At 36.9% G+C, this 24561-nt stretch carries 20 protein-coding genes; 10 read left to right on the top strand and 10 right to left on the bottom strand.

Annotated features, from left to right (window positions below; translation table 11 throughout):
* Positions 1-87: 87 nt before the first annotated feature.
* Positions 88-810, top strand: coding sequence for a class I SAM-dependent methyltransferase (locus BMS_RS08705; RefSeq protein WP_014244443.1), 723 nt, complete (start codon positions 88-90; stop codon positions 808-810).
* 14 nt (positions 811-824) lie between these two features.
* Here the strand turns inward: BMS_RS08705 and BMS_RS08700 are convergent, their stop codons facing one another.
* Positions 825-1580 carry a PilZ domain-containing protein gene (locus BMS_RS08700; protein ID WP_044557447.1) on the bottom strand — a complete coding sequence of 252 codons (756 nt, stop codon included), beginning with the start codon at positions 1578-1580 and terminating at the stop codon, positions 825-827.
* Positions 1581-1761: 181 nt separating this feature from the next.
* On the opposite strand from BMS_RS08700, the gene yaaA reads away from it, so the two are divergent.
* Entirely contained in the window at positions 1762-2523 is a 762-nt protein-coding gene (gene yaaA / locus BMS_RS08695; protein ID WP_014244441.1) for a peroxide stress protein YaaA, read from the top strand.
* Here the strand turns inward: yaaA and BMS_RS16915 are convergent.
* Entirely contained in the window at positions 2520-3488 is a 969-nt protein-coding gene (locus tag BMS_RS16915; protein ID WP_014244440.1) for a YceI family protein, read from the bottom strand. The genes yaaA and BMS_RS16915 overlap by 4 nt on opposite strands.
* Positions 3489-3535: 47 nt before the next feature.
* Complete coding sequence (locus BMS_RS16910) at positions 3536-4237, bottom strand: hypothetical protein (protein WP_052590628.1); 702 nt, start codon at positions 4235-4237, stop codon at positions 3536-3538.
* 188 nt (positions 4238-4425) lie between these two features.
* On the opposite strand from BMS_RS16910, the gene BMS_RS08680 reads away from it, so the two are divergent.
* Positions 4426-5418, top strand: coding sequence for an adenosine kinase (locus BMS_RS08680; protein ID WP_014244438.1), 993 nt, complete (start codon positions 4426-4428; stop codon positions 5416-5418).
* Between the two features lie 16 nt (positions 5419-5434).
* Positions 5435-6832: an asparagine--tRNA ligase gene (asnS, locus tag BMS_RS08675; RefSeq protein WP_044557446.1), complete on the top strand. Its 1398-nt coding sequence runs from the start codon at positions 5435-5437 to the stop codon at positions 6830-6832.
* Positions 6833-6860: 28 nt separating this feature from the next.
* On the opposite strand, the gene BMS_RS08670 is transcribed toward asnS, so the two are convergent.
* The 7 genes from BMS_RS08670 to BMS_RS08640 all read right to left on the bottom strand — a co-directional run bounded on the left by BMS_RS08670 (position 6861) and on the right by BMS_RS08640 (position 16500).
* Positions 6861-10097, bottom strand: a complete 3237-nt coding sequence (locus BMS_RS08670) for an AAA family ATPase (RefSeq protein WP_014244436.1) — start codon at positions 10095-10097, stop codon at positions 6861-6863.
* Positions 10087-11289, bottom strand: coding sequence for a metallophosphoesterase family protein (locus BMS_RS08665; RefSeq protein WP_014244435.1), 1203 nt, complete (start codon positions 11287-11289; stop codon positions 10087-10089). The genes BMS_RS08670 and BMS_RS08665 overlap by 11 nt, the downstream gene beginning before the upstream one ends.
* A gap of 5 nt (positions 11290-11294) precedes the next feature.
* Complete coding sequence (locus tag BMS_RS16905) at positions 11295-12653, bottom strand: PSP1 domain-containing protein (protein WP_014244434.1); 1359 nt, start codon at positions 12651-12653, stop codon at positions 11295-11297.
* A 73-nt stretch (positions 12654-12726) separates the two neighbouring features.
* Complete coding sequence (locus BMS_RS08655; RefSeq protein ID WP_014244433.1) at positions 12727-13542, bottom strand: DNA polymerase-related protein; 816 nt, start codon at positions 13540-13542, stop codon at positions 12727-12729.
* The gene (tmk, locus tag BMS_RS08650; RefSeq protein WP_014244432.1) at positions 13532-14221 is read right to left on the bottom strand and encodes a dTMP kinase; all 690 of its coding nucleotides are present in this window, start codon (positions 14219-14221) and stop codon (positions 13532-13534) included. Before tmk ends, BMS_RS08655 begins: the two co-directional genes overlap by 11 nt.
* A 57-nt stretch (positions 14222-14278) precedes the next feature.
* On the bottom strand, positions 14279-15490 hold the full coding sequence (locus BMS_RS08645; RefSeq protein ID WP_014244431.1) for a hypothetical protein: 1212 nt from the start codon (positions 15488-15490) through the stop codon (positions 14279-14281).
* A 155-nt stretch (positions 15491-15645) separates the two neighbouring features.
* Entirely contained in the window at positions 15646-16500 is an 855-nt protein-coding gene (locus BMS_RS08640) for a hypothetical protein (protein ID WP_014244430.1), read from the bottom strand.
* A gap of 212 nt (positions 16501-16712) precedes the next feature.
* Between BMS_RS08640 and BMS_RS08635 the strand changes: the two genes are divergently transcribed.
* The 6 genes from BMS_RS08635 (at position 16713) to BMS_RS08605 (ending at position 24505) form a co-directional block, all read left to right on the top strand.
* Positions 16713-18005 carry a 3-deoxy-D-manno-octulosonic acid transferase gene (locus BMS_RS08635; protein ID WP_014244429.1) on the top strand — a complete coding sequence of 431 codons (1293 nt, stop codon included), beginning with the start codon at positions 16713-16715 and terminating at the stop codon, positions 18003-18005.
* The gene (locus BMS_RS08630) at positions 17999-19384 is read left to right on the top strand and encodes a hypothetical protein (RefSeq protein WP_014244428.1); all 1386 of its coding nucleotides are present in this window, start codon (positions 17999-18001) and stop codon (positions 19382-19384) included. Before BMS_RS08635 ends, BMS_RS08630 begins: the two co-directional genes overlap by 7 nt.
* Positions 19385-19434: 50 nt before the next feature.
* The gene (locus BMS_RS08625) at positions 19435-19650 is read left to right on the top strand and encodes a Flp family type IVb pilin (RefSeq protein ID WP_014244427.1); all 216 of its coding nucleotides are present in this window, start codon (positions 19435-19437) and stop codon (positions 19648-19650) included.
* Positions 19651-19834: 184 nt separating this feature from the next.
* Positions 19835-20899, top strand: a complete 1065-nt coding sequence (locus BMS_RS08620) for a hypothetical protein (RefSeq protein ID WP_014244426.1) — start codon at positions 19835-19837, stop codon at positions 20897-20899.
* A 180-nt stretch (positions 20900-21079) separates the two neighbouring features.
* Positions 21080-22375: a thiolase family protein gene (locus tag BMS_RS08610; RefSeq protein WP_014244425.1), complete on the top strand. Its 1296-nt coding sequence runs from the start codon at positions 21080-21082 to the stop codon at positions 22373-22375.
* Positions 22376-22384: 9 nt separating this feature from the next.
* Positions 22385-24505: a 3-hydroxyacyl-CoA dehydrogenase NAD-binding domain-containing protein gene (locus BMS_RS08605; protein WP_014244424.1), complete on the top strand. Its 2121-nt coding sequence runs from the start codon at positions 22385-22387 to the stop codon at positions 24503-24505.
* Positions 24506-24561: the final 56 nt, after the last annotated feature.

The following is a 24561-nucleotide window of genomic DNA, read 5'->3' as shown; positions in this document are numbered from 1 at the left end:
CTCTGCTTATTTAATTGTCATTTAGCTTCATTAATATCATGTAATAAATGACTTTATCTACTTAAATTAACTGATATAATTGCCAATATGATGACACTTAAAATCTACAGTGACTCTGAGCTAGATCAGGGTCTGAAGAGTAATTTAGAGAAATTTTATAACGTGGAGCGAGTAGAGGGAGATCCACCTCTGACTGGGCTTATTTACCGCGGAGGAAAGCTCTTCTATAGCTCTAGTGAGCGTGGTGAAATTGCCTTTGATTTCAATCAATTGTGGGCATCACATTTTAATAAGAATTATCATTTAAATAAGGAACCTTTGGCCAAGGCCCTAGGGATTAAGCCCAGTGCAGACTCCCATATATGGGATATCACTTGTGGAAGTGGTAAAGATGCGATCTTACTTCTTAAGTTTGGCGCTAAGGTAACTGGATTTGAGAGGAACCCCTCAGTCGCGGCGCTCTTGCTCTCGGCGGCCATGAACTTTAATTCATCTTCTCTTACAATCTATCCGGGGGAGGCCAAGCAGCACTGTGAACTCTTAAATACTGCTACTCCTAGCGCTATCTACTACGATCCCATGTATCCAGAAGAGGGTAAGAAAAAGAGTGCTCTACCCAGAAAAGAGATGCAAGTCTTTAGAGAATTAGTGGGAAAGGATCTGGATGAAGAAGAAGTCTATCAGTGGGCCAAGCAAAGTGGAGTTAAGAGATTTGTTGTTAAGAGGGGAGTAAAGTCTCCTACTCTAAGGGCAAAACCATCTGCTCAGTATAAAGGAAAGAGCGCTCGCTACGATCTCTATATTTTCTAATATTCATTTAGGGATTACGCTGCCAATTGCTGCTTGTGGTGCTTTTTGGCGGCCCTTGCAATCATCTTCATTATCTTTGTCATATAGAGCTTTTCCCAAATATTTTCATATTCAAATGCAATTCCAAATCCCTTTTCTGAATCAAACTCGTGGGCGGAAATAACTTTGGCCCCTAGACAGATATTGTCGTTTAAAAAAGTAATATTAATTATAAGCTTTTCCTGACAGATATTTTCACTCTCAGGCAGCGTAACAAAAGCCCCTGAGTGAGAGATATTGAGAATCTCTGCATCTTTAAGTGTATTGCCGCTACTAAGAGTGTAAGAGCATGGAATTCTAATTGTATAACGCTCTCTATGCTCCCACCAACGGTCTTCCTTGTTAAAGAATGGCTTACGTATTTCTGGTAAGAGAAAGTAGATAATAATAGCAATATTGCATGCGAGTAGAACAAGGCTTGGCCACTGAGGAGTTGAGGTGGCATAAGGCCAAGTAAAGGGCTCGTAATTAAGATGCCTATAAATGGAATAGAGTTGAACACTTACAAATATTGGGTAACTCCATTTCTTAACACCTAGAAGCGCAAGCCCTCCGATGGGAAAGAGAAACCAAAACTCAAAGACCGCTCTCGGCGAATTGAGATGAGTTATATTCTCTATAATATTCATGATGGGAAAATGAGTTGTCGCTTTAAAGTATGCAAGCTTTAAGAGCGGTTCAACAAGGTGTAAAATCCCCAAAATCACAAATGGAAGCGGCCTATATTTCATTATCTCTACCCTCAAAATAATAATCTATACTGTCAGTATATAGATTTTTAAAATTTTTAAAAAATCAAATATGATGCCAAAATGTACAGCTAGATATCAGCTATTTACTCACTCGATGCCATGGCCAATTGGCAGGGGAGCTTGTAAGATAGATTCATAATTTAAAATTTGGAGTATTTCTGTGTTAGTCATCGTTTCACCAGCTAAGAAGTTAGATTTTGATTCTAGGCCACCAATTGATCAATATGAGCAACCTAAATTTCTAGATAAATCTAGAAAGCTTATTCAAGAGCTCAGAAAGTGTAGCGCCAGTGAGATTTCAAAAATGATGAAGCTCTCAGAGTCTCTCACAAAGCTCAATATGGAACGTTACCAGTCTTTTAAAACTCCATTTACTCCTAAGAATGCTAAACAGGCCATCTACTCATTCATGGGAGATACTTACGTTGGTTTTGATGCGAGTACGCTTTCAGAGAAATCAATGCAATACGCTCAAGATCATATGAGAATACTCTCAGGTCTCTATGGAGTATTAGCTCCATTAGAATTGATTCAACCTTACCGTTTAGAGATGGGAACGAAATTCTCTATCGCTGGAAATAAGAACCTCTATGAGTATTGGAAAGAAGACCTTACTAAAGAGATGAACGCACTTCTATGTGATAAGAAGATTCTTGTAAACTGTGCCTCTAATGAATACTCCGGAGCAATTGACTTTAAGTCTATTGAGGGAAGAGTGATTACTCCAATCTTTAAGGATAGTAAGAATGGAGAGTATAAGATTATTAGCTTCTATGCCAAGAAGGCCCGTGGGATGATGGCACGCTATATAGTAGAGAATAAGATTAATTCAGTTGCTAAGCTCAAGAAGTTCAATACTGATGGCTACTACTTTGACGAAAGCTCATCTACTGAAAATGAACTGGTCTTCCTTAGGGATTAATTTCCCCAAGGATGCGGTCCATAGCCCATAAATGGAGCGAGTAGTGTTGCAAAGTACATAATAAGTAACATTACAACAATATTAGGAATGAGAAAGGTCCACTTCTCACTGAAGTTCTTCTTTTCAAGAAAGTTTGTCAGCACTATTTGAAGTTTAATTCCTCCGCCAATAAGAACTACAAAGCCTACAAATCCAAAGAGAATATTGAGTACCATATCTAAATTGCTTGGAAGTGGTGGTCTATCAATTACTTCTTTCTTAGCAGGAGCTTGATACTCATCTCCACTTGCATCACTTTCTTTAGTGACTTTTGCTAGCTTATTTTCAATTTCTTCTTTGATATCTTCTGTAGGGAGAAAAAATCTAGAGAAGGCCGGTCTCACTCCTTCTTCGAAGGCTTCGATCGTAACTTGAATATCTACGATTTCTCCAAGAAGAAGGCCTCCATTATCTAATTCTTTATTCCAAGTAAGTCCGAAGTCCTTTCTATTAATTTGCGTACTGGCCAAAAAGAAAACAGTCTTCTTCTCTTTGTCCCACGGATCATTCGTCATACCTTTGTAGTCGACTTTGAATTCAACATCTTTCTTAGTATTTAATAATTGCATTTCTCCGATGAGTTTTGTTGGAACACCATTTGTGTATTCCGTCTTCTTTGAAGTAAATGTGATTTTTGGATACTTATTCACGTAGAAGAAATCTTGATTCTTTATGTGATTATCTCTCTTCGTATTATTAGTATCGATACTCTTAGTCTGAATATGAAATTCTACATTTTCTAATTTCTTTGATTGATGATCGAAATCAAATGCACCGTCAAATTTTGTAAAAGCTCCATCAACTTTAGATAGACCCATATAGGTAATTTGGAAGCCTACTTTAGAGTGTTGCCAGTTGACCCTCCAATTTGATGCGCTAATAGAGAGTGAAGATAAAAGTAGTAGTATTGAGATTATTTTTTTCATAACTACTATATGGCCTAGAAATGATGACTAGGCCATAAGTGTTGATCTTATTTTGATGCTTTTTTAGTAACTTTCTTCTTGGCCACTGTCTTTTTTGCGACAGTTTTTTTAGCGGGCGTCTTTTTGGCCACTGTCTTTTTCGCGACAGTTTTTTTAGCAACTTTCTTTTTAGCTGTCGCCTTTTTGGCTGTCGTTTTTTTAGCAACAGTTTTCTTCTTCGTCACTTTCTTCTTGGCAGCAGTCTTCTTCTCAGTAGAAGAAGTTGCAGCAGCTTTCTTTTTAGTAACTTTCTTTTTGGCTGCAGTCTTTTTAGTAGCCGTCTTTTTCGCAACCGCTTCATCTGCAGCTTTCTCAACTTTCTTAACGGCGTCTGTAACTTTTCTCTTCGTTGATTTGACGACTTTATCAACTTTCTTCTCAATATTTTCTTTTTGTTTTTTTACATCTTTTATTTTGGATTGGGCCCTTTTAACAACAGGTGTTTGAAGTAAGCTCTCTCCAGCTTGTTCTCTCAAAGCTTTTAATTCATTTACGAGTTGACCATAGAAACCAAGAATCTTTTTCTTCTGAATATTGACCTTGTCGTATCTGTCCTTAAATGTTTTTAGAAGCTCATTATGCTTTTCTTCGTTATATGTCTTTATTTGCTCAAGTATATCTTCGCATTTTTCACGAAAATCTTTCTTCTTAGATTTCGTCTTCTGGGCCAACTTCTCTTGTTTCTTTTTGAGAAAGTCTTGAATCGTCATATTCATTCCTTTGTGTAGATTATTCTTTATTTTAATCCATAAAATTAACGTTCCTAGCTATAAATTGTAACTATTTGTAAATGTGTTGGCCATATATTTTAAGTCCTTGATTCTAAAACAAAAAATCATGACAAATGCACAGTATTTAAGGTAGAATTTGCAAAATTTTAAAAAAAGGGAAGTCATTAATGAAGAAATATCATGTCTATGGAATTGGAAATGCTCTAGTTGATATGGAGTTTGAAGTTGAGCCATCTTTTTTAGAAAAGATGAAAGTTGAAAAAGGCTTAATGACATTAGTTGATCAAGAGAGACAAACAGAGCTCTTGAATAATCTAGAAGGTGTTTCTCACGATAGAAGCTGTGGTGGATCAGCTGCCAATACAATTATTGCTGTAAGCCAATTAGGTGGTAAGGCCTTTTACTCATGTAAAGTTGCCAATGATGAGACCGGAGAGTTCTACTACAAAGATCTTGTTGGAAATGGTGTTACAACTAATATGGGTGAATCTAGAGAAGAGGGTGTCTCTGGTAAGTGTATGGTTTTCATCACTCCTGATGCTGATAGAACAATGAATTCTTTCTTAGGTATTACTGAAACTTTTTCTACAAACGAATTAGTAGAAGAAGAGTTAATTAATTCTGAATACCTTTATATTGAAGGTTACTTGGTAACTTCACCTACTGGGAAAGCCGCTGCAATTAAGGCACGTGAAATTGCTCATGCAAACGATGTTAAAGTTGCTCTTACTTTTTCTGATCCAGGAATCGTAGGTTTCTTTAAGGATGGATTTAAAGAAATTATTGGTGATAAGAAAGTAGATCTTCTCTTCTGTAATGAAGCTGAGGCCATGAGTTTTACTGACTCTGACAATATTGACACTGCTGTAAATCTACTTAAGTCTGTTGCAAAATCTTTTGCTGTAACAATGGGTGATAAGGGTGCCATTATTTATGATGGTGAAAGAGAGATGGCCATTGAGACAAAGAAGGTCGTAGCAAAAGATACTAATGGTGCTGGAGATCTCTTCGCTGGAGCTTTCCTTTACGGAATCACTAATGGAATGGAATATAATGAAGCTGCCAAGTTGGCATGTCATAGCTCAAGTGAATTAGTAACTCAATTCGGAGCAAGATTAACAAAAGAACAAGTATTAACAGTTAAAGAGAGTCTTCTTTAATTTGTTGGAGCAGAACGTGGAAAGATTTTTACTAAAGAAAATATTTAAAGATGAAATTGTAGATTGCGACGCCGTTGTAAAAGGGTGGATCAAAAGTATTCGTAAGTCGAAGAAGTTCTCTTTTATGATGATTAACGATGGAAGTTGTCAGGGAGACCTTCAAATTATTATCGATGCTACAATTGAAAATTATGAAGAAGTTTCATCTCTTCTCATTGGATCTTCAGTTGCTATTACTGGTACCCTCGTACCATCTGGTGGTCGTGGACAGAAAGTTGAAATGCAGGCCAAGTCAGTTGAGATTATTGGTCGTTCAGATGAAACATACCCACTTCAAAAGAAGGCAACTTCTTTGGAGTTTTTAAGAGAGCAAGCTCACTTAAGAGTACGTACAAATACATTTGGAGCCGTTTTTAGAATTAGACATGAGCTTGCACAAGCAACTCACCGCTTTTTCTCTAATCAAGGCTTCTACTATCTCAATTCTCCTATTATCACATCTGTTGATGGAGAGGGAGCTGGCGAGATGTTCAGAGTTTCTGGACTTGATGCTAAAAACCCTCCACTAAATGATGCTGGAGAAGTTGACTTTACAAAGGACTACTTTGGAAAAGAAACTTCTCTATGTGTAACGGGACAACTTGAAGGTGAGTGTTTCGCTTCTGGTTTAGGTGCTATCTATACTTTTGGACCTACATTTAGAGCAGAGAACTCAAATACTCCAAGACACTTATCTGAGTTCTGGATGATTGAACCTGAAGTTGCCTTTGCCGATCTTGATGATGTTGCAAAGTTAGCAGGTGATTATATTCAATATATGATTTCTGAAGTTCTAAAGAATTGTGAAGATGAAATGAACTTCCTAGTTAATCGTCATGGTGGAAACCTAGATGAGTCTCATTTAGAAATGTTAAAGCTTGTAAGAGATACTCCATTTACAAAAATCACTTATACTGAGGCCATCGATATCTTAAATGCAAGTGGTGAGAGCTTTGAATTCCCAACGACTTGGGGTAACGAGCTTCAGACTGAGCATGAGAGATTTCTTGCTGAAAAGCACTTTAAAGGTCCTGTGATTGTTACGGATTACCCGGCCGACTGTAAGGCCTTCTATATGAAGCAAAACCCAGACGGAAAAACAGTACGTGCTATGGATGTTCTTGTTCCAGGTGTAGGTGAGATTATTGGTGGCTCTCAAAGAGAAGAGGACTATGACAAGATCGTTGCCAAAATGGATAAGGACGATATGGATAAAGAAGGATACTGGTGGTACCTAGACCTTAGAAAGTATGGATCAGTTCCTCACGCAGGATTTGGTCTCGGCTTTGAAAGGGCCATCATGTATATTACTGGTATGTCGAATATCAGAGACGTGATTCCATTTCCTCGTAATCCAGGAAATTGCGATTTCTAAGAAAAAACAATTCTTCAACTAGCTTAGGCTAGTTGAAGATATATTCTATCTTTGATCGCCCCTCTGGCGATTTATTTAAATTAATATTAGCAGGTATCCTTGAAGTTAATTCCCCAATGTGGGAAATGACACCTATTTGTTTTCCACGAGATCGAACAGACATTAGAGCACTAAATGCATCTTCGATACTATCAGAGTCTAAACTCCCAAAACCTTCGTCAATAAAGAAACAATCAATATCAACTTGTCCTCTGGTCATCTCTGCTAAGCTTAGGGCCATGGCCAAAGAGACGAGAAATGTTTCACCTCCTGATAAGGTGGAGACCTTTCTCTCTAGAGCACCATTCCACTTATCCAAAATAAAGAAGTCATGACCATGAGTGCTCTCTCTTTGAGTTAGCCCATATCGACCATCACATATCTTTGATAGTTCAAGATTTGTATTTTGTATTAATTGATTTTCAATAAAACCAAGAACAAAATTTCTAAACTCATCTTTATTCTTACCAAGAACTTCTGTTAAGTTATTTAACCTATCAAAGCTTGCTCTATATTCCTTATATAGCTTCTTATCTTCTTTTTGTTCTTTCACCTTCGATTCATAGAGAGAGATCTTCTCTTTAGACTTAGTAACTTGAGTGAGGATCTCATTTAACGTATCTCTAAAGTACTCTAATTCTGGGAGAAGTAATTTCTCTCTCGCATCTTTAAGGCCTTGAACGCTGGCCTCATCATCAATATAAGTTTTGAGGTTCTTTACTTTACTAATATAAATTTCTGTCTCTTTATTCTTTGACACTAACTCAGTTGTTTTTAAATTAGTGTTAGCAAGGTTTCCGTAGGCAGAGATAGTGGAGTTTTCTAGTGCTGTAATTTGATCTTTTAAGGAATCTTTTGAAGTGAGTAGTCGTGTGTACTCTGTTTCAAGTGTTGACTTCTCTTTATTAATATTTTGAATATTTTCTTCAAGCTCTTCTCTCTTACTTTCTAGCTCTTTTAGTGCACTATTAATATCTTCACCGTTAGTGAGATCTAGAAGTGTTTTTTCTTGTTCAACTTCATCTTCTTTTAAAGTGTCTAAGTCTGAAAGTGTCGATTTCTTATCCTTATTTAATTCGAGAGTCTGCTCATTTAAAGAATCTAGGTGAGATTGATTATATTTATATTTTTGCTCTATTTGGTTTAATTCATTTATTGCCTTTATTTGTTGCTTTAATTCATTAATGGCATCAATTTGAATTTCACTGTGGGCAAGTTTTGAGAGTTGTTTTAAATGATCTGCACTCTCTTTATCTAGAGCTTTAATCTTTGACTCAATGGCATCAATATTACTCTTCGTCTTAGTGTAGCTTAAACGTAGTGATTTTATCTCATTCTCAGTTATAATCAGACTCTTGGCCAATGACCTCGCGCTCTCATAGGATTTAGATAGAACTTCTTTTTCTTTTGTTATGTCTTGAATCTCATTTGTGGTACTTTCAAGTCCCTTTACTCTTTCCTCTAGAGGCTTGAGTAATTCAAGATTTTCACTTCTTTGTTTGGTGAGGTTTTCAAGCTCATACTTCAAAACTGTTAATTTCTGATTTTCATTTGCGACTAATTCTCTGATATTGTCAGTACTGATGAGACCTTCATTATTCTTTAATTCTTTAATAATATCTTTTTTGATACTTTCTAAGAGATCAACTTCAACTTTTCCATGACAGAGCTTACAAGTACTATCATCAATTGATTCATTGACTAAGATGAGTAGGGCCTCGTTCTTCTTATATTGTTTCTCTTTTATGATTGCTAGTGTGAGTTCTTTTTCAATATTGTAGAGCTTCTTCTCTACCTCACTAATTTGCTCTTCTACTTTTTCAATATTTATTGATTTAAGTTTCTTTTGGAGCTCAATTTTCTTCTGTTCATCTTGCTGTAGAAGCAATTTCTGTTTTTCTAATTCACTTAATCTAGTATCTAGATATTTGGATTTTTCTGCGTAGAAGCTTTCAAAATCTAGGGTTTTAAAGATCTCTTTAAGATTACTTTCTTGAGTGTTCTTTTGTTTTGCGAGTTCTTCTCCATTCTTTGTTATGGCCTTAAGTTCTTCTTCAAGCGCCTTATGGGATTCTCTCTCGTAGTCTATTTTTTGAAGAGTATTAGATAGATCATTTAAAAGATCAGCTACCTTGTCGATAGACTCTATATCTTTATAGGTTATTTTCTTATCGATTTCTTCTCTTTCCTTAGTGAGCTCATTCTGTTCTTTACTCTTAGTAGAGATTTCTATTTCTATCTTTTTAAACTTTTCTTCTAATTTCTCTTTATTTGACTTAAGTGTCGCAATTTTTTCTCGAGTATTATTTAGTTTTGCACTCAGAGTTAGAGCTTCTTTTAACTTCTTTCCTCTAATATTATATTCAAGCTTGAAGGCATCGTATGTGGATGTGGCACTTTTAAGATTATCAAGGACATTATTTAAATTCTTGTTAACGTCTGTAATATTAAGGTCGATATCCTTAGACTTTTTTAGAAATTGAATTCTCTTTGAACTAAATTCTAGAATGTCTCTTAATTGTTTTTCGAACTCTTGGATCTTTTTATAATTTTCTTCTACAACGCCTTTAGACTTCTCTAATTCAGGAAGTTGAGACTTTGCTTCAAGAATTTCAGCTTCTGTATAAGGTAGGGATGACTCTAGTTTTATACTAAGCTTTTCAATCTCTTGTTTTTGATAGGAGAGTTTTTCTCTGAGTTTCTTATTGATATCAGAGAGTTCATTCTCAGAATAGAGACGCTCTAGTATCTTTCTTCTTTCAGAAAAGTTTGAAGTCAGAAATTTTGAAAATTGTCCTTGATTAAGAATAACACTTCTTATGAATTGATCGAAGCTAAGGCCGATAATCTCTTCAGCACTTTGCTCGATTGCAACTCCGTCTTTTGTCACAATTCTCTGAGTCGTTGGCTTCTTTATAGGATCGCCATTTTTCTTTAGAACTTTAATAGACCATGAAGCACAGTAATTCTCACCCTTTGTCTCAAAGTTAAGAGATACCTTTGAAGAGGGCATATTTAATGTGACAAAGTCCTTACTATCTAAGCTCTTCTTATAATTCTTTCCGTAGAGTGCGAGACTAATTGCTGTTAGTATGGAACTCTTTCCTGAGCCTGTAGGGCCAGTGATAGCGAAGAGCTCTCCTTCTTTTAGAATATCTTCAAAGTCTATATAGTGCTTACCTTTTAGACTCGTTATATTTTCTATTTCTATACTCTTAAGCCTCATAACTCTCTCTAATACTTTCTAAAAGTTCATTAAAGTCTTCTAAAAGAGGCTTTGGTATTTCATTGGATTCTGGATATTTCTTCTTATAGAATAATTCAAAGAGCTCTTCTGTGCGTAAGCTCTTTTCAAGTATCTTGCTCTCACTTTCATCTTCTACTTTTCCAACAATGGCAGCAAAGGAGAGCAAGTGAATTTTATTCTCTCTAAATTCTTCTCTAAGAGTCTCGGCCATAGATGTAATAGGGGTATCACACTTAATACGAAGCTCTAGGAAAACTTCAAGGTCATCTCTATTACCCCAGCTTGAAATTATCTGATTTTTAAACTCTTCAACTTCCTCTTTTTGGCAATTTACTCGAAGCAATTTATCAAATTCTTTGATGGGAGTTCTCTCGAAGCTTAGTTCATCATTTTCTATGGAAATAATAGAAACTTCTTTTGTAGAGGTTTCACTAAAGCGAAAGGCCAGTGGGGAGCCACTATAATGAACTATAGGTTGACTCTTTCTCACTGTTTGGGCCTTGTGGATATGTCCTAAGGCCACATAGTCAAAGCCTTGTAGTGTATTTGTTGGTATGGAATCAATTCCAGAGAGATTGAGACCTTGCTCTGAGCCTGCTTCTTCGTAGCTACCAAAGAGGTGGTGTGACATAAGGATCTTTTGTCCGCTAGCTCTATCTAAGAATCTCTTCATCAACTCTTCAATAACTGGCAAGAGACCTTCTTCAATATTTATATTCCACGCTTTTGCTAGGTTAAATAACTCGTGAGTTCTAAAGTAGGGAAGTAAGCTTATACTTAGCTTCTCACCTTTTATTTCTAAATTGTGTATATAGTGAGAGTAGTCTTCACTAAGAAGTTTTTCCAAACTCCCCACTACATATATATTATTCAATTCTAGAAAAGGAGAAGGGGCTTCAATGAAGTTTGAACTATCGTGATTTCCGCCAATAATGAAAATTGGTATTTCTTTTCTCTCATTAAGTTTCTTTAGGAAAGTGAAGTAGAGTTTAAGTGCTTCATTGGGCGGAGTAGGGACATCGAAGATATCCCCGCTTATAAGAAGAATATCAATTTCATTGTCGCAAATATAGTCGATTAGCCACTCTAGAAAGCGAGCTTGTTCTTTTAATCTGCTCACTTTATAGAGTTTCTTTCCTAGGTGCCAATCACTTGTATGAAGTATCTTCATAAGATTTATTCAGGTTTCTTATTTGGATTTTTCTTTTTCTTAGGTCTATATCTCTTCTTATTAGGGTTAGACTTTTTCTGGCCTTCAGTAGTGCTTTCTTTATTTTGAGGTGCTCGGTTACCAGTATTTCTATTAGAAGACTTACCTCTTTGGTTATTCTTCTTAGCGCCAGAGTTAGATCTGCGATCATTAGAGCGCGTATTCTTTTTTTCAGTCTTTACTTGAATTTCACCCTCTAGAGAGTCAAGTTCGTTGAGATCATTATCGCTATCGTCATTATCGTCATCTAAATAGACTTCCATAACGCTATCAGGATTTTCTTCACTATATTTCTTTAAGAACTCTTCCGACTTTCTCTGCTCTTCATCTGTGAGGCCAATAACTGTACTAGTCTCATTAACTATGTGGCGTAGATCATTTGGAAATTTCCAATCCTTTGGTGGTTTAGAATCATCTCTTAAGAATTGATTAACTGAGTATCTTCTTATCTGACCCTTGTCTGTGATCATATCAAATTGCTCAACAATGAGATGGAGCTTTTGCACTCGACCAATATCTCCGTTCTTTGCCTTTAAGAAAATTCCTTCTTTAGGCAGTAGCCCTCTCTTTTGTGAGTAGACATCGTCCTCATACTTAATACAGCACTTAATCTGACCACAGATTCCGTTAATCTTACTTGGAATAAGCGCTAAATTCTGGTTCTTGGCCATTTTAATACTGACATTGCCATAATTCTTTAAGAAGCTTGAACAACACGTCTGAAGTCCACAAACGCCGATGGCCCCAATGGCCGCGGCCCTATCGCGAACTGAAATTTGCCTTAATTCAATACGCATCTTTAATTGCGCGACAAGATCTTTTACTAGATTTCTAAAGTCTACTCTAGCGGGGGCATTGAAGTAGAATACTGCTTTCTTACCAAATTGGATGAACTCAACGTGTGTTAGGTTCATATCTAATTTATGCTTTTCAATGAGCTCTTTACAGAAATTCTCAGCTTCTTTCTCTTTTAAATAATAACTTCTCTGCTCACTTACATCTTCATCAGTGGCCACCTTACTAATACTCTTTAGAGGCAGCATATCTTTTTTGAAGGGAACTTCGTAGGGAAGAGAATTGATATAACCAAGTGTCATCCCTCGGTCACTCATGGCCATAACTTTTTGGCCGTACATGAACTTTCTCTTACCGATAAGAAAAGGAAATGATTTAGCATTTCCAGGAAAGCGTACTCGCACTAAAGTTATTAATTCACCTTCAGTAAATTTCCCATCTTCTTGTGGAGAGTTTTCAGTTTCGTTATTGACTGTGGAAGGAGCATCTTTTGTCTCTTCCTCTATATTTGAGTTTGCATTTTCTTGCATTGATAAAATCCGTCTATTTATTTTAAATAAGTATAGTCTTGAATTTTCAGTGATTTGTCTAGGTACAAAGCGGCTAAATTATGGACAGCATTAGGCCTGAGAGCTTCTCTGGAGAGTAATTATTAAAGACTTGGGCCTTCTCATACCACTTAAGTGCTTGAGAGAAGCGATGCAGTGTAGAGTAGTCGAATTCTCTTTGATTAACGTATTGTGTAAGGCCCTCAACAAATTCTAGTTCGAGAGACTTCTTACCCTTGAGCGTATCAAAGAGGGGCATTATATTTGATCTATCTCTCTCTATTAGTTTGACCGCCTCAATTATATCTTCTTTCAACTCAAGCCCTCCTAGAAATTCTGAGAGGTTCTTAGAACTCGCTATACTTTGAGCGCTCTGCGCCGATGGAAGACGTAAGTAGATGGCCCTTGATGAAATGGTTGGGAGAATATTCTTTCTAAAGGGATCTAAAAGAAAAATCGTTGTATTTGCAGCAGGTTCTTCTAGAGTTTTAAGTAATTTATTACTGAGTATAGTCGTAATACTATGAGCGTCATCTATCGTGATAAATCTCTGCTTCAATTCTAGAGGACGATAATTTTGAAATTTATTAAATTCACTAAATTGCTCATCTGAAACACTATAGTTTTCAAATTCATCTTCTTTAGAGATCTGTAATATATCACTAAGTCCCAATTCCAATTTAGACTTCGCGTTCTCAAGAGAAGTTTCTTTTTCACTTGCAATTGTTTGCGCTAAGAAGTTTTGAATCCACTTCCTAGTGAATTCTCTTGGATTTTCCTGAGTTGGTGAAGGTTGAACAATGTAAAAGTGGGCCAACTTATCCTTGGCCCAGAGATCTATGAGTTTATCTAGTATCTTACTATTGTTCATCTCTTTTAAAGATTAGGTGATTTAGTTCTTCTTTAATGTCGGCAAAAACATCATCTAATGATCTATTTCCATCAATAACACTAATTCTCTCAGGAAATAATTCACAACTTAGCTCGTAACCCTGAACTAGGTTGTCGTAGAAGTCTTTTCCTCTACTTTCAAAGTAATCTTTAGGAGCATTTCTCACTCTCTGTCTACCAAAGGAAGTTTCTGTTGAAATTTTCAAGTAGAAAGTTTTGTGAGGAATGAGATTAAGTGGAAATACATTGTGAATATTTAAAATATTGTCAACGCCTAGTCCTCTAGCAATCCCTTGATAGGCAATAGATGAGTCTAAGTAGCGATCGTAAATGACAACTGTACCCGGTGTATTTAACTCTTTTAGCGTTACTTCTGTTAGCAATTGAGCTCTAGAAGAAGCAAAGAGATAGGCTTCAGAAATTGGCTCTAATTCTGACTTAGAATTTAGAATGGCCTGTCTTAGCTTTTCACCAAATGGTGTCCCACCTGGTTCACGTAGAATAAGAACTCTAAAGCCTTGTGATTCTAAATATTCTTTTGCAGAAATAATTTGAGTTGATTTTCCAGCACCTTCAATTCCTTCAAAGCTTAAGAAGAAAGATCCAGGGAAAGCAGGTGTTCTAAAATTATTTAAAATTTCTCTATTTTTTAGTGTCATAGAGTATTTTTAACATATAAATACTCTAGAAGTCACAGAAATTATTGATTTTTTGAACTAGTACTCGACTTCTTCGTCAAAGACCTCTTCGCCTTGGAAATTCTCCCTAGCGTCAAGATCACCCTCAACTTCATCAACATACTCGTCTTCATTAAATTCCGGATCGATTGTTTCTTTACTAAGAGTTCTTCTTATTGGGTCAAGTTGAACAGGCTCAGTATTGTCATCATAATAAAAGTCATCGTTCTCTTCAGGGTATCTTGCATCTTCTGTGAGTTTCTTTTTCTCGCTTGCGGCCTGTCTAAACGCCTTACTTCTTCTAAATGAAGTAGGTCTACTATTTACTCGAGACTCGCTTTCAATTCTTGGAGACTCTGTATTCGAACTACTTGGAGGTGTATTCGTTTGTTGAATAGGCTTAAGCTTAATAGGCTCAATCTTCTTTGGCGTAGCTTGCTTTGCACTGGCCGGTGTTCTCGTATTTTCAGTAGGTCTATTCATCCAAGTTGCAAATACAGTAATGAGGCCAATGATTGAAATGGCAAAGAGACCCTTCCATAAATAGTCTTGATAATTCACAGGCTCTAGAGCTTGTGTCTCTTCTTCGTATTCATCAGTCATGGCCTTGGCCTGAGCTTCTTTGGCCTTACCTGATCTTAGGTTACCAATATAAGCGAGCCCTGCTATGAGGTTCGTTTTTTCGTCGTTACTATTTTGTAATTTTGAACTAGAGTTCTGTCCTGATTTAACAAAGACATCATCAGTTGGTAGGTGTGGAAGCTCTTCATTTGACTTCAGTGCTCTTCTGTCAAAATCTTCAATTTCATAGAGATGGCCCCAACTTGCACCATCATCAATTGAAACTTCATCTGTCACTAGAATTTCATTGGCCTTAAGCATTGTTGTGACTTCAAATGAAGTATAAGGACCGTGTTTTTGTCCATCAATTAAGAGATGGTAGTGGATATCTTCAGTGTCTAATACACCTGTTGAAACTAATTGAGGTTTTCTTCTTTGAAAGAATGGATGTTCGAAAATATGAACCCATTCATCTTTATCGTATGACTTTATCTCTGTTCCCTGCTCAAAGTGACCAGAGTTTTGTAAGTATTCTTTGATATCTTGTTGCCAGATTGGGCCAACGCTTTCATCACCAAATCTTATATCGTAAATTTCATTGAGGGGATATTGTCCAGAGGAGACCTGTTCTTCTGTGAGAATCAGTTCTTCAATATTGACGGTCATTTCCTTAAATTGCGTATTCGACATGATAAATCCCTTTAAAATTACCCATTAATTTAATCGGTATCTCTTAGGAGATTCTTAATTCAAGTGAACTAGTCTGCTTTAAATCGGAATATTTTTCCACAAAAAAGGCGATCAAAATGATCGCCTAATATAAGTGTTGAATTTGAGAATTTAAATTAGAACCAGCTATAGTAAAGAGTTGCTCCAACTGAACCATTCTTTACCCATTCTTCTGTGAATCCATCTCTACCATCTTGTGCAGTAAGCATTTCTGCTTCAAAGTATGGACCTACTGATAACCCATTTCCAAATGAGTATTCAGTATAAAGACCTAGAAGAGCGAACTCTTTGAAACTGTCTGTATTATTGTAGTTATACTTGTACCAGTTTGTAGCTGTTGATACAGAGAAGCTATCAGTTAGTGAGTAGCTTGTTCCAACACCTAGCATATTAAAGTGTGTCATAGATGCTTTGTTAGCATTTCTATTGTAAACAACGTTATCAGAAGTTAGAGAGAGTCTAAATTTTCCAAATCCCTTTGAAGCACTAATGATTGCTCTACCGTAACCATCACTTCCACTTTCTTGGTTTGACTTTGAGTAGTGGTAGTATCTTACTTGTGCGTAAAGGCTAACACCGTGATCTTTTTCATTTAAGATACTACTCTTAGTATATCTTAATTGAGTAGAGTGAAGTCTTGTATTATTCGCTCTTTCTCTAGTTACTTTATTTCTACTGATTAAGTCAGTTGTAAATGTAGGAACAAGAGAGATCTTATCAGTCGATGTTAGACCATAGTGAGCATAGAGGTAGTGGTAAGTTTTAACACCATCAATATTGAATGAAGAAAAAGAGTCATTTAGGTAGGCCATTGAAAATGGTGATTCTTTAACTTTGTTGTAAAGTTTTTTAATTGAACTTGTTGAAGTTGTAGTTGTTGCAGCAGTTGCGCTCGCAGCTGTAGTTTCCTCAGCTCCTGTGCTCATCACTGAAAAGATTGCCATCACAGCAAGCATTTTCGTAAGTTTCATTGAATTCTCTCCTTCCTAAATTTAATCTTATTCAATTTTAGCAATGGTCATTTGTCCCAATTTTTTATTGGATTTACAATAGATTTTTGTCAGGTATGTGTTTCTTACCGCGAAATGTAAGAAAAAGTTATATTCTGACAAGATTAGACAACTTTTAGATACGGTGAAACTTATATAATGACAGTTTGACACCATTTTGAGAAAATTTTTATATGATGTTAAACACTTATCTAAGTTTTCAAAGATTTGCTCTGTTATTTCAGTGGCTTATTGCTCCTTTCTTTGAGCTATTGGCCCTCTTTGTTGGTCCAATTAAGAATCGTAAGGCCTTTGAACTGTCAAAAAAAATTATTACATATAAAGATAGGGGAATTAGTGCGTCTCATTGCTTTCATGTTTCTAGTGAAGGCGAGCTAGAACAGGCCATGCCTCTAATAACTCACTTTCTAGAGCAGGGTTTGTATATTGAATTGGTCTACACATCTCCATCAGTTGATAGAAAGTGTACTGAGCTTGCGAAGAGGTATGAGAGATTAAATATTCTCCCGCTACCACTTATGACAATTTATAGACGTAACTTTTCGAGCTGGGTTACGGCCAAGAGTTTCTTCATGTGCCGCTATGATTTCTTTAGCGAACTCATGCTCTATGGGGCGCGCTCAGATGTAAGGTTTACGCTATTGTCGGCATCCTTAAAGGGAAAGAAGTTAAGTGGCCTTAATAGAATTTTCTATAGAGCACTTTATAATTGCTTTGACTATATTATTGCGGCCTCAGAGATAGAGCTTAAAAACTTTAATGAATTAAGACTAAAATCGAAGGTTCATCTAAGAACTTTTGAGATGAGGCTATTGCAAATCTCTAAACGTATTTCTAATTCAAAAACTACTATTGAATCCAGTCGTGATATCTCCAACTTTTTTTCACAGCTCCAGGCAAAAGACGTACAGAGCAATTTCATTATTGGCTCAGCGTGGCCGGTTGATCTTGATATTCTGCGCTCCAGTAGTCTTCAAGAGAAAATATTAAGTGGAGAGTTAACACTAGTCATTGCTCCGCACTCCCTGAGTTCTTCGGCGATTGCAGAGATTTTATCTACTATAGAAAAACTTGCACCAACTCTTAGCTCACAAGTGATCGATGAGAATACAACTTTAGAAAACGGCTATATCTACATTAATAAAACTCCGGGCGTTCTTCTTGAGAGCTACTGCTACTTTGGACACGTTCTTGTAGGTGGTGGTCATGGAAGAAGTATTCACTCGGTGCTAGAGCCTTTTCTCTGTGGTGCGCGTATTTATTGTGGACCAAAGATTTTTAGATCTACTGAATTTGATTTTACTAAAGAGATTTCTCCTTCGGAAGTTATCGTTGTAGAGGATCTCTCAAAAATAACTAGCTCAATAAGTGAATATAATAGAGAATATGAAACTGCGAAGCGTAGAAAAGTTGTTGCTCAATATGAAGAGGGCTTTCAACAATTAATGGATTTATTTAGATGTTAGAAAAAAATATAGATATGGCCCTTTTAGGTCACAATTATCTCTCTTATCTTCTTAGTTTTGATTTATTATCTAAGAATAGAAAAGTTCTTATGCTCGATGACGAGAGACTAAAATATGGACCTCTCTTTGGCAGACAGGTGTGTGAATTGGAGAGAGCTTTTTTAAAGACATGGGGTGAAGATAGTAGAGTTTCACCTTTTATCAATTTGGATCGTTATTTAAGTCCATCACCGCTTTTCTTTCATGTTGATGATGAAATGATTCAACTTGGAAATTCTCCCTATGAGAATCTATTAGAATTAACGAGAAAGTTACCTCTCTTTTTCACTAGACTAGATGGACGTGTTGCCATTGAGTGTAGTGATGATTTTAGAGATCAGCTTAATAATGAGTTTATAAGTTTCTGTCAAAGAGTAGGGCAGAATACGTGTCGCTTTAGTAGCTTGCAAAGTATCTCTCTAGAGACATTTCTTAATCACTGTCCAGTTCTTGTTAAGGAGCTCTTCTTACTCTTTAAAGAAAATGTAAATAACATTTTTAAAAGTGAGAGTAAGTACTGGGAGTATAAGACATTCCTCTATAGTGCAAAGGGATTTTTTCAATCGCGAATGGCCCTTAAGTCTAGTGAGATTGAATTATTCCATCTCTTTCACTCTATGCTCTCTCCTTTTTATAAACTTAAAGAGGATAAGATCAACGAGGAGCTTAAAGGTATTTTCGAAGAGCGTGGTGGTCAGCTTAAGAGAACTCATGTTAGAGAGTGGAAGTTCTATAAAGAAAGCCCGTGGAGTATTGAACTCGCTAGTTTTGAAGGAATTATTCACCCTCAAAGAGTTTCTCTACTTGGAGGAATTCCAGAGCAGCTTCCCCTAAAAGTTTTTCCAGATAATAAATGCTATAAGAATGTCACTACAAGAATCTCTTTAGATGAGAAAACCAATCTCTCAGATGGCGTTTATATTATGGCCAAGAATTCTAGAATAGGGACTAATTATGCTCTCATTGTTTTAGAGAAGTATGGTCATTTTTGCCAAGTTGAGCACTATGTTCTCAAGAAGAAGGGGCAGAAGATCTCCTTCTTTAAAGGTGAGCTCGAAAAGTGGTTGCGAGAAGATCTTAGAGATTTAATTCCTAATATAAAGTCTTTTAAGGAAAGTGGAGAGTTCGAATTTGGACATGAAGTCTTTGTTGCCGAAGGTGTTGGCGGAAGAATTCGAAGTGGAATTCAAATGCCTAAGCGAGTTCGAATTTATGATACGTCTAATCCACTCTTTAAAAAGAGATTGAATAATGTCTATTATTTTGGCCCTTATAAAGACTCCCACCTAGGTCTCTTTTCAACCTTGGTTGATATTAAGGAAGCCCAGCAATTTCTCTAAGGTTAAAATTACCCCAAGAGGGAATTTATAAACTTTGCTATAATAAAGATATGAAGTTTCTAAAGGGACAAAGAGGACAGACATCTGTTGAGTACGTCATGCTTATTGCGGTGATGGTGACAATTATGGGTTCTGTCTTACAGACAGTTAAGTCATCGATTTTAGGTGATGCCAGAAATTGTGCTCCCAATTCCACTGCTATTGTTTGCTCATTTCAGCGTAGTTTCAATATTGAAGACCTGCGCTATTTCACTATAAGACGTTAAAATATTCTGTAGTTTCAGCTACTTATCTCCACCTTGATGTGTCATCGTGTAAAGATTTCACGCAGTGCGCAATTGCCTTTCTATTTTCTCTCCATTTGGTATAAGTGTAACAATATGACTACATGCATTATTTTAAGGAATAATTTAGTGCTTTTTTAAGCGCTAAAATCTTAAGGAGAAAATTATGAAAACACGCCACGCAAACAAAGCATTATTAATGCTGATGTTAATGGGACTATCCTCACAGGCCATCATGGCACAAGGTGACCCACTTTTAAACGACGCTGAGTCTGTACTTAGTTCTGAGCAAATTGACATTGATGGAAGCTTCAATACTCCAAAGCAGGAGACTGCTGCTGATAGAATGGCAAAGCTAAGAAAGAAGTTAGAAGAGCGTAACGAGCAAATGGTCTCTAAGAAGATTGAAGATATGCGTCTTCAAGAAGAGCAAAAGCTTGCTAAGAAATTACAAAAGGCATTCAACGCACAGGCCATGGCCATTGATAGCGTAGGTACAGCTCAAGCAGCTCCAGTAAAGAAAGTTGTTGCACCAGCTCCAGCACCAGTTGTTAAGAAAGAGGAAAAGAAGAATAAAGTGATTCCTTCTGCCGGACTTATGACAATTAGTGGTGAAGATGGACTTGAATTAGAGTCTAGTGCCAATATTAATTTAACAGTTGAAAATCAAATTACTTCAAGAATAAGTGTTGGTCTTTCTGTTGGTTATACTAAAATGGGTATCACTGATGTTGCAAACCAGTACTCTGGGGTAAATTACTATAACTCAAATGTATATAACCCGTATTATAACTCAGGTTATTACAATACTTACGGTCAAGGTAGAGAGATGAATTACTCTAGATTAGGTCTAGAAGTTAATTCAAAATTCTTCATGAGTGTTGAGAGCACTATTAGACCATACCTTGGTTTAGGAGTTGGATATAATAGACATAGTCTTGCTTATGAAAATAACCAGCAATACTACTACAATAATGTAACTCTTGGTAACGAAGACTTCTCGTCATCATATGTTGCAGGTTCTGTATTAGCGGGTTCTGAGATTCATTTCACTGATACAATTGGTGCGAACTTAGAATTCAAATATCAGAAAGGATTTGGTGACTCATTCAATACTGCGAGTGCTTCATCAAATAGAAACCCTGATCAAGTTAGACTTGAAAATGTTGGAACTGCTATCGAGAAAGCAAATAACATGAGTCTAAATGCAGGTATCTTAATTAAATTCTAATTTTATACCGGCCTAAATGGGTCGGGAAAAGTTAAGTTTTCTTCTCTTAGAAGGGGGAAGTGGTGTGGCGCCTCTTCCCCTTTTTTTGCGTTAAACAGGCCCAATACTTCTTTCCCTTTATTCATTTTTACTCTACAATTTTCCCTATAATTCTTAATACTTAAAATTAGAGGAGTAAAAATGGCCATGAAACCAGTTTATATAATTGATGGCAAACGCTCACCACATGCGAAGGCAGGCACAGATTTAAAAGATGTGGATGCGCCTTTTTTGGGAGCGTACTTAGTTAGAAATATGATTGATAAAACATCCATTCCTTATGATGAAGTGGATGAAGTCATCTTCGGAAATACTGGAACACCGGCTAAGTATCCAAATATTTCAAGAGTGATCGCTCTGGAAGCAGGATTGGATAAGAAGACATCGGCCTACTCTGTTCATAGAAATTGTGCCTCTGGTATGGAAGCTGTTTCACAGGCCTTCATGAAAATTGCCAGTGGAAGAAGTGATATCATTATTGCTGGTGGTGTTGAGTCTATGTCTCAAATGCCATTGATCTATAGTAAAGAGATGACTGATCTCTTTGTAAACGTTATGAAAGCGAGAACTGTCTCTGATAAGCTAAAGGCCGTAAGTAGCTTTAGACCTCCATTTCTCTCTCCAATTATTGCTATCGAACAAGGTTTAACTGATCCTTTCTGTGGTTTAAATATGGGACAAACTGCTGAGGTTTTAGCTAGAGAATTTGGAATCACTAGAGACGAGCAAGATGCCTACGCAAATGAATCTCACCTAAAGGCCACTAAGGCTTCAGAGGAAGGAAAGTTTGATGATGAAATTCTTCCGATTCTCTACGGTGAGAAGTTAGCGAAGCTTCTCTTTAAAGATGTTGGGCCTCGTGCAAACTCTACAGTAGAGGGGCTTGGTAAAATGAAGCCATACTTTGAAAAGAGATCTGGAACAGTTACAGTTGGTAACTCTTGTCCAATAACAGACGGTGGATCAGCACTTATTTTTGCAAGTGAAGAAGCTGTTGAAAAATATGATTTAAAACCAATTGCTAAGTTAGTTGATTTTCACTTCCATGGACTTGAGCCTGAGAGAATGGGAATGGGGCCACTACTGGCAATGGACGGTGTTTTCAAGAGAACAGGTCTTGGTGTTAAAGATATGGACCTCTTTGAAATAAATGAAGCATTCGCTGCTCAGCTACTTGCTGTTACTCAAGCGAGTAAAGAGGGTGAGCTTGCGAAGAGATTTGGTTTAGACGAAGCTCTTGGTGAAATTCCAAGTGATAAACTTAATGTAAATGGTGGTGCTATCGCTCTTGGACATCCAGTTGGATCAACAGGATCAAGATTGATCGTAACTCTTATGCATGAGCTTAAGAGAAGAAAAGCGAAGTATGGTGTTGCCTCACTATGTATTGGTGGTGGGCAAGGTGGTGCTTGTATCATTGAAAATTTAATTAAGTAGGAATAGATTATGGAATCAAAGAGAATTAGTTTTGAAATAGAAGAAAGTATTGCTTACTTAGGCTTTGGATATAATTGTACTAAGTCAATGACAACTCTAGATGAGGAGACATTGCAAGAGTTATCTGATCGTCTAGATGAGCTACATAAGAATAAAGATATTAAAGGTGTTGTCTTCTGGTCACATAAAGATAGATGTTTCTTGGCCGGAGCTGACATTAACCTCATTTCATCAATGAAGACGGAAAGTGATGGTGCATCTGGTGCTGAAGCTGGTCAAACAATTTTTAATAAAATTGAAGACCTTAAAGTTCCTACGATTGCAGCAGTTCACGGTGTATGTCTTGGTGGTGGACTTGAGTTATCTCTTTCATGTAAGGCCATTGTTGCCTCTGATGACAAGGGAACAATGCTTGGTCTTCCAGAAGTTAAATTAGGACTTATTCCTGGTTTTGGTGGAACTTATAGACTCCCAAGAAAGATAGGTCTTCCAAAGGCATTGGACGTTATTTTAACTGGGAAAATGTTAAAGGCTAAAAAGGCCAAGCGACTAGGTCTTGTGGCAGGTGTTTATCCAAAAGAGAGAATTAAAAAGATGGCGTCTTTTCACTTTGGTGGAGACGAGAAGAAGGGTGGATTAAAGGAATCCCTTGAACATATTGCATCTGATAACTTCTTTGCTAAGAAAATTATTTTTCAAAAAGCTAGGGAGAGTGTTCTAAAGAAGACAAAGGGATTCTACCAAGCACCTCTTAAGATTTTAGATGTGATGGAAGCTGGAATTATGAAGGGAAGATCTAGCTACCTTGCAGCTGAGTCTCAGGCCTTTGGAGAGCTTTGTGTAAGTGAGCAATCTAAGAATTTACAGCATATCTTCTTTATGACTGAAACAGCTAAGAAATACTCTGGACCTGAGAGCTCTGGAAATCTTCCACGCTTAAAAAAGGGCGCGGCCCTTGGAGCTGGAACGATGGGTGGTGGAATTGCATGGCTTATGGCCAATAATGGAATGGCCCCACTCATGAAAGATTTAACTCCTGAAGCTCTAGAGCTTGGATATAAACAATCTTCTTCAAACTTCATGGGAGCAGTGAAGAGAAAGAGAATGACTCGCGATGAATTTGAACGCAAGCAGCGCTCGATTCAAGGTCAAGTTGGTTACGATGGTTTTGAAAGAGTTGATCTTGTTATCGAGGCCATTGTTGAAAATATGAATATTAAAAAGAGTGTTTTCTCTGAAGTAGAAACTAAGGTGAGAAAGGATTGTGTAATCACTTCTAATACATCTTCACTTTCTGTTCAGGAGATGAGTACGGCCCTAGAGAATCCTGAGCGTTTTGCAGGTCTCCACTTCTTTAATCCTGTTCATATGATGCCTCTTGTAGAGATTATCACTCATGATAAAGTTGCTCCGGAAACACTTGAGGCCCTCTATAATTGGTGTATGAAAGTTAAGAAGACACCAGTTATCGTAAAAGATGGACCAGGTTTTCTTGTAAATAGAATCTTAATGCCATTTATGAATGAGGCAGGTTTCCTTCTAGAAGAAGGTGTTCCTATGAAAGATATAGACGACGCTTGTCTTAACTTCGGTATGCCTATGGGTCCTTGTCGTCTATTAGACGAAGTAGGAATAGACGTAGGGGAGAAAGTTGCAAAGATTATCCATGATGGTCTAGGTGATAGAGTTAAGTCTTCTCCGTTCTCTTCTAAACTTGTAGAGAAGAACTTCTTAGGTAAGAAGAATGGAAAAGGTTTCTATATCTACGACAAGAGAGGAAAGGTAGAAGGGCCAAATGAAGAAGTTCAGGCCATGCTACCTAAGACTAAGAAAAAGATGGATGAGACAGAAATTCAGATGAGAATCTTCCTTCCAATGATCAACGAAGCTGCTACAGTGCTGGCCGACGGTATTGTCGAAAGTGCTGCTCAAGTAGATCTTGGTCTTATCTTTGGAATTGGATTTCCTCCATTTAGAGGAGGACTTCTTCGCTACGCTGACTCTGAAGGTTTAGAGAGACTTATTAAAGCGATGGAAGATAGAGCTGAGTCTGTTGATAAAGACAGATACACTCCTTGTGATTTCTTAAAAGATTTAGCAGCACAGAAGAAGAAGTTCTACGACGTTTAATAAATGATATTAAACTTCTGCCGCTATTTTATCACTTATATATTTAAGGCCAAGAC

It is taken from the genome of Halobacteriovorax marinus SJ (assembly GCF_000210915.2).
Taxonomy (GTDB): Bacteria; Bdellovibrionota; Bacteriovoracia; order Bacteriovoracales; family Bacteriovoracaceae; genus Halobacteriovorax; species Halobacteriovorax marinus.
This window is presented reverse-complemented; position numbering and strand designations above follow the sequence as displayed.

Coding starts and splice junctions, on each gene's coding strand:
- BMS_RS08705 (WP_014244443.1), top strand. CDS start 88: ATGATGACACTTAAAATCTACAGTGACTCTGAGCTAGATCAGGGTCTG.
- BMS_RS08700 (WP_044557447.1), bottom strand. CDS start 1,580: ATGAAATATAGGCCGCTTCCATTTGTGATTTTGGGGATTTTACACCTT.
- BMS_RS16915 (WP_014244440.1), bottom strand. CDS start 3,488: ATGAAAAAAATAATCTCAATACTACTACTTTTATCTTCACTCTCTATT.
- BMS_RS16910 (WP_052590628.1), bottom strand. CDS start 4,237: ATGACGATTCAAGACTTTCTCAAAAAGAAACAAGAGAAGTTGGCCCAG.
- BMS_RS08680 (WP_014244438.1), top strand. CDS start 4,426: ATGAAGAAATATCATGTCTATGGAATTGGAAATGCTCTAGTTGATATG.
- BMS_RS08670 (WP_014244436.1), bottom strand. CDS start 10,097: ATGAGGCTTAAGAGTATAGAAATAGAAAATATAACGAGTCTAAAAGGT.
- BMS_RS08665 (WP_014244435.1), bottom strand. CDS start 11,289: ATGAAGATACTTCATACAAGTGATTGGCACCTAGGAAAGAAACTCTAT.
- BMS_RS16905 (WP_014244434.1), bottom strand. CDS start 12,653: ATGCAAGAAAATGCAAACTCAAATATAGAGGAAGAGACAAAAGATGCT.
- BMS_RS08655 (WP_014244433.1), bottom strand. CDS start 13,542: ATGAACAATAGTAAGATACTAGATAAACTCATAGATCTCTGGGCCAAG.
- tmk (WP_014244432.1), bottom strand. CDS start 14,221: ATGACACTAAAAAATAGAGAAATTTTAAATAATTTTAGAACACCTGCT.
- BMS_RS08645 (WP_014244431.1), bottom strand. CDS start 15,490: ATGTCGAATACGCAATTTAAGGAAATGACCGTCAATATTGAAGAACTG.
- BMS_RS08640 (WP_014244430.1), bottom strand. CDS start 16,500: ATGAAACTTACGAAAATGCTTGCTGTGATGGCAATCTTTTCAGTGATG.
- BMS_RS08635 (WP_014244429.1), top strand. CDS start 16,713: ATGATGTTAAACACTTATCTAAGTTTTCAAAGATTTGCTCTGTTATTT.
- BMS_RS08630 (WP_014244428.1), top strand. CDS start 17,999: ATGTTAGAAAAAAATATAGATATGGCCCTTTTAGGTCACAATTATCTC.
- BMS_RS08625 (WP_014244427.1), top strand. CDS start 19,435: ATGAAGTTTCTAAAGGGACAAAGAGGACAGACATCTGTTGAGTACGTC.
- BMS_RS08620 (WP_014244426.1), top strand. CDS start 19,835: ATGAAAACACGCCACGCAAACAAAGCATTATTAATGCTGATGTTAATG.
- BMS_RS08610 (WP_014244425.1), top strand. CDS start 21,080: ATGGCCATGAAACCAGTTTATATAATTGATGGCAAACGCTCACCACAT.
- BMS_RS08605 (WP_014244424.1), top strand. CDS start 22,385: ATGGAATCAAAGAGAATTAGTTTTGAAATAGAAGAAAGTATTGCTTAC.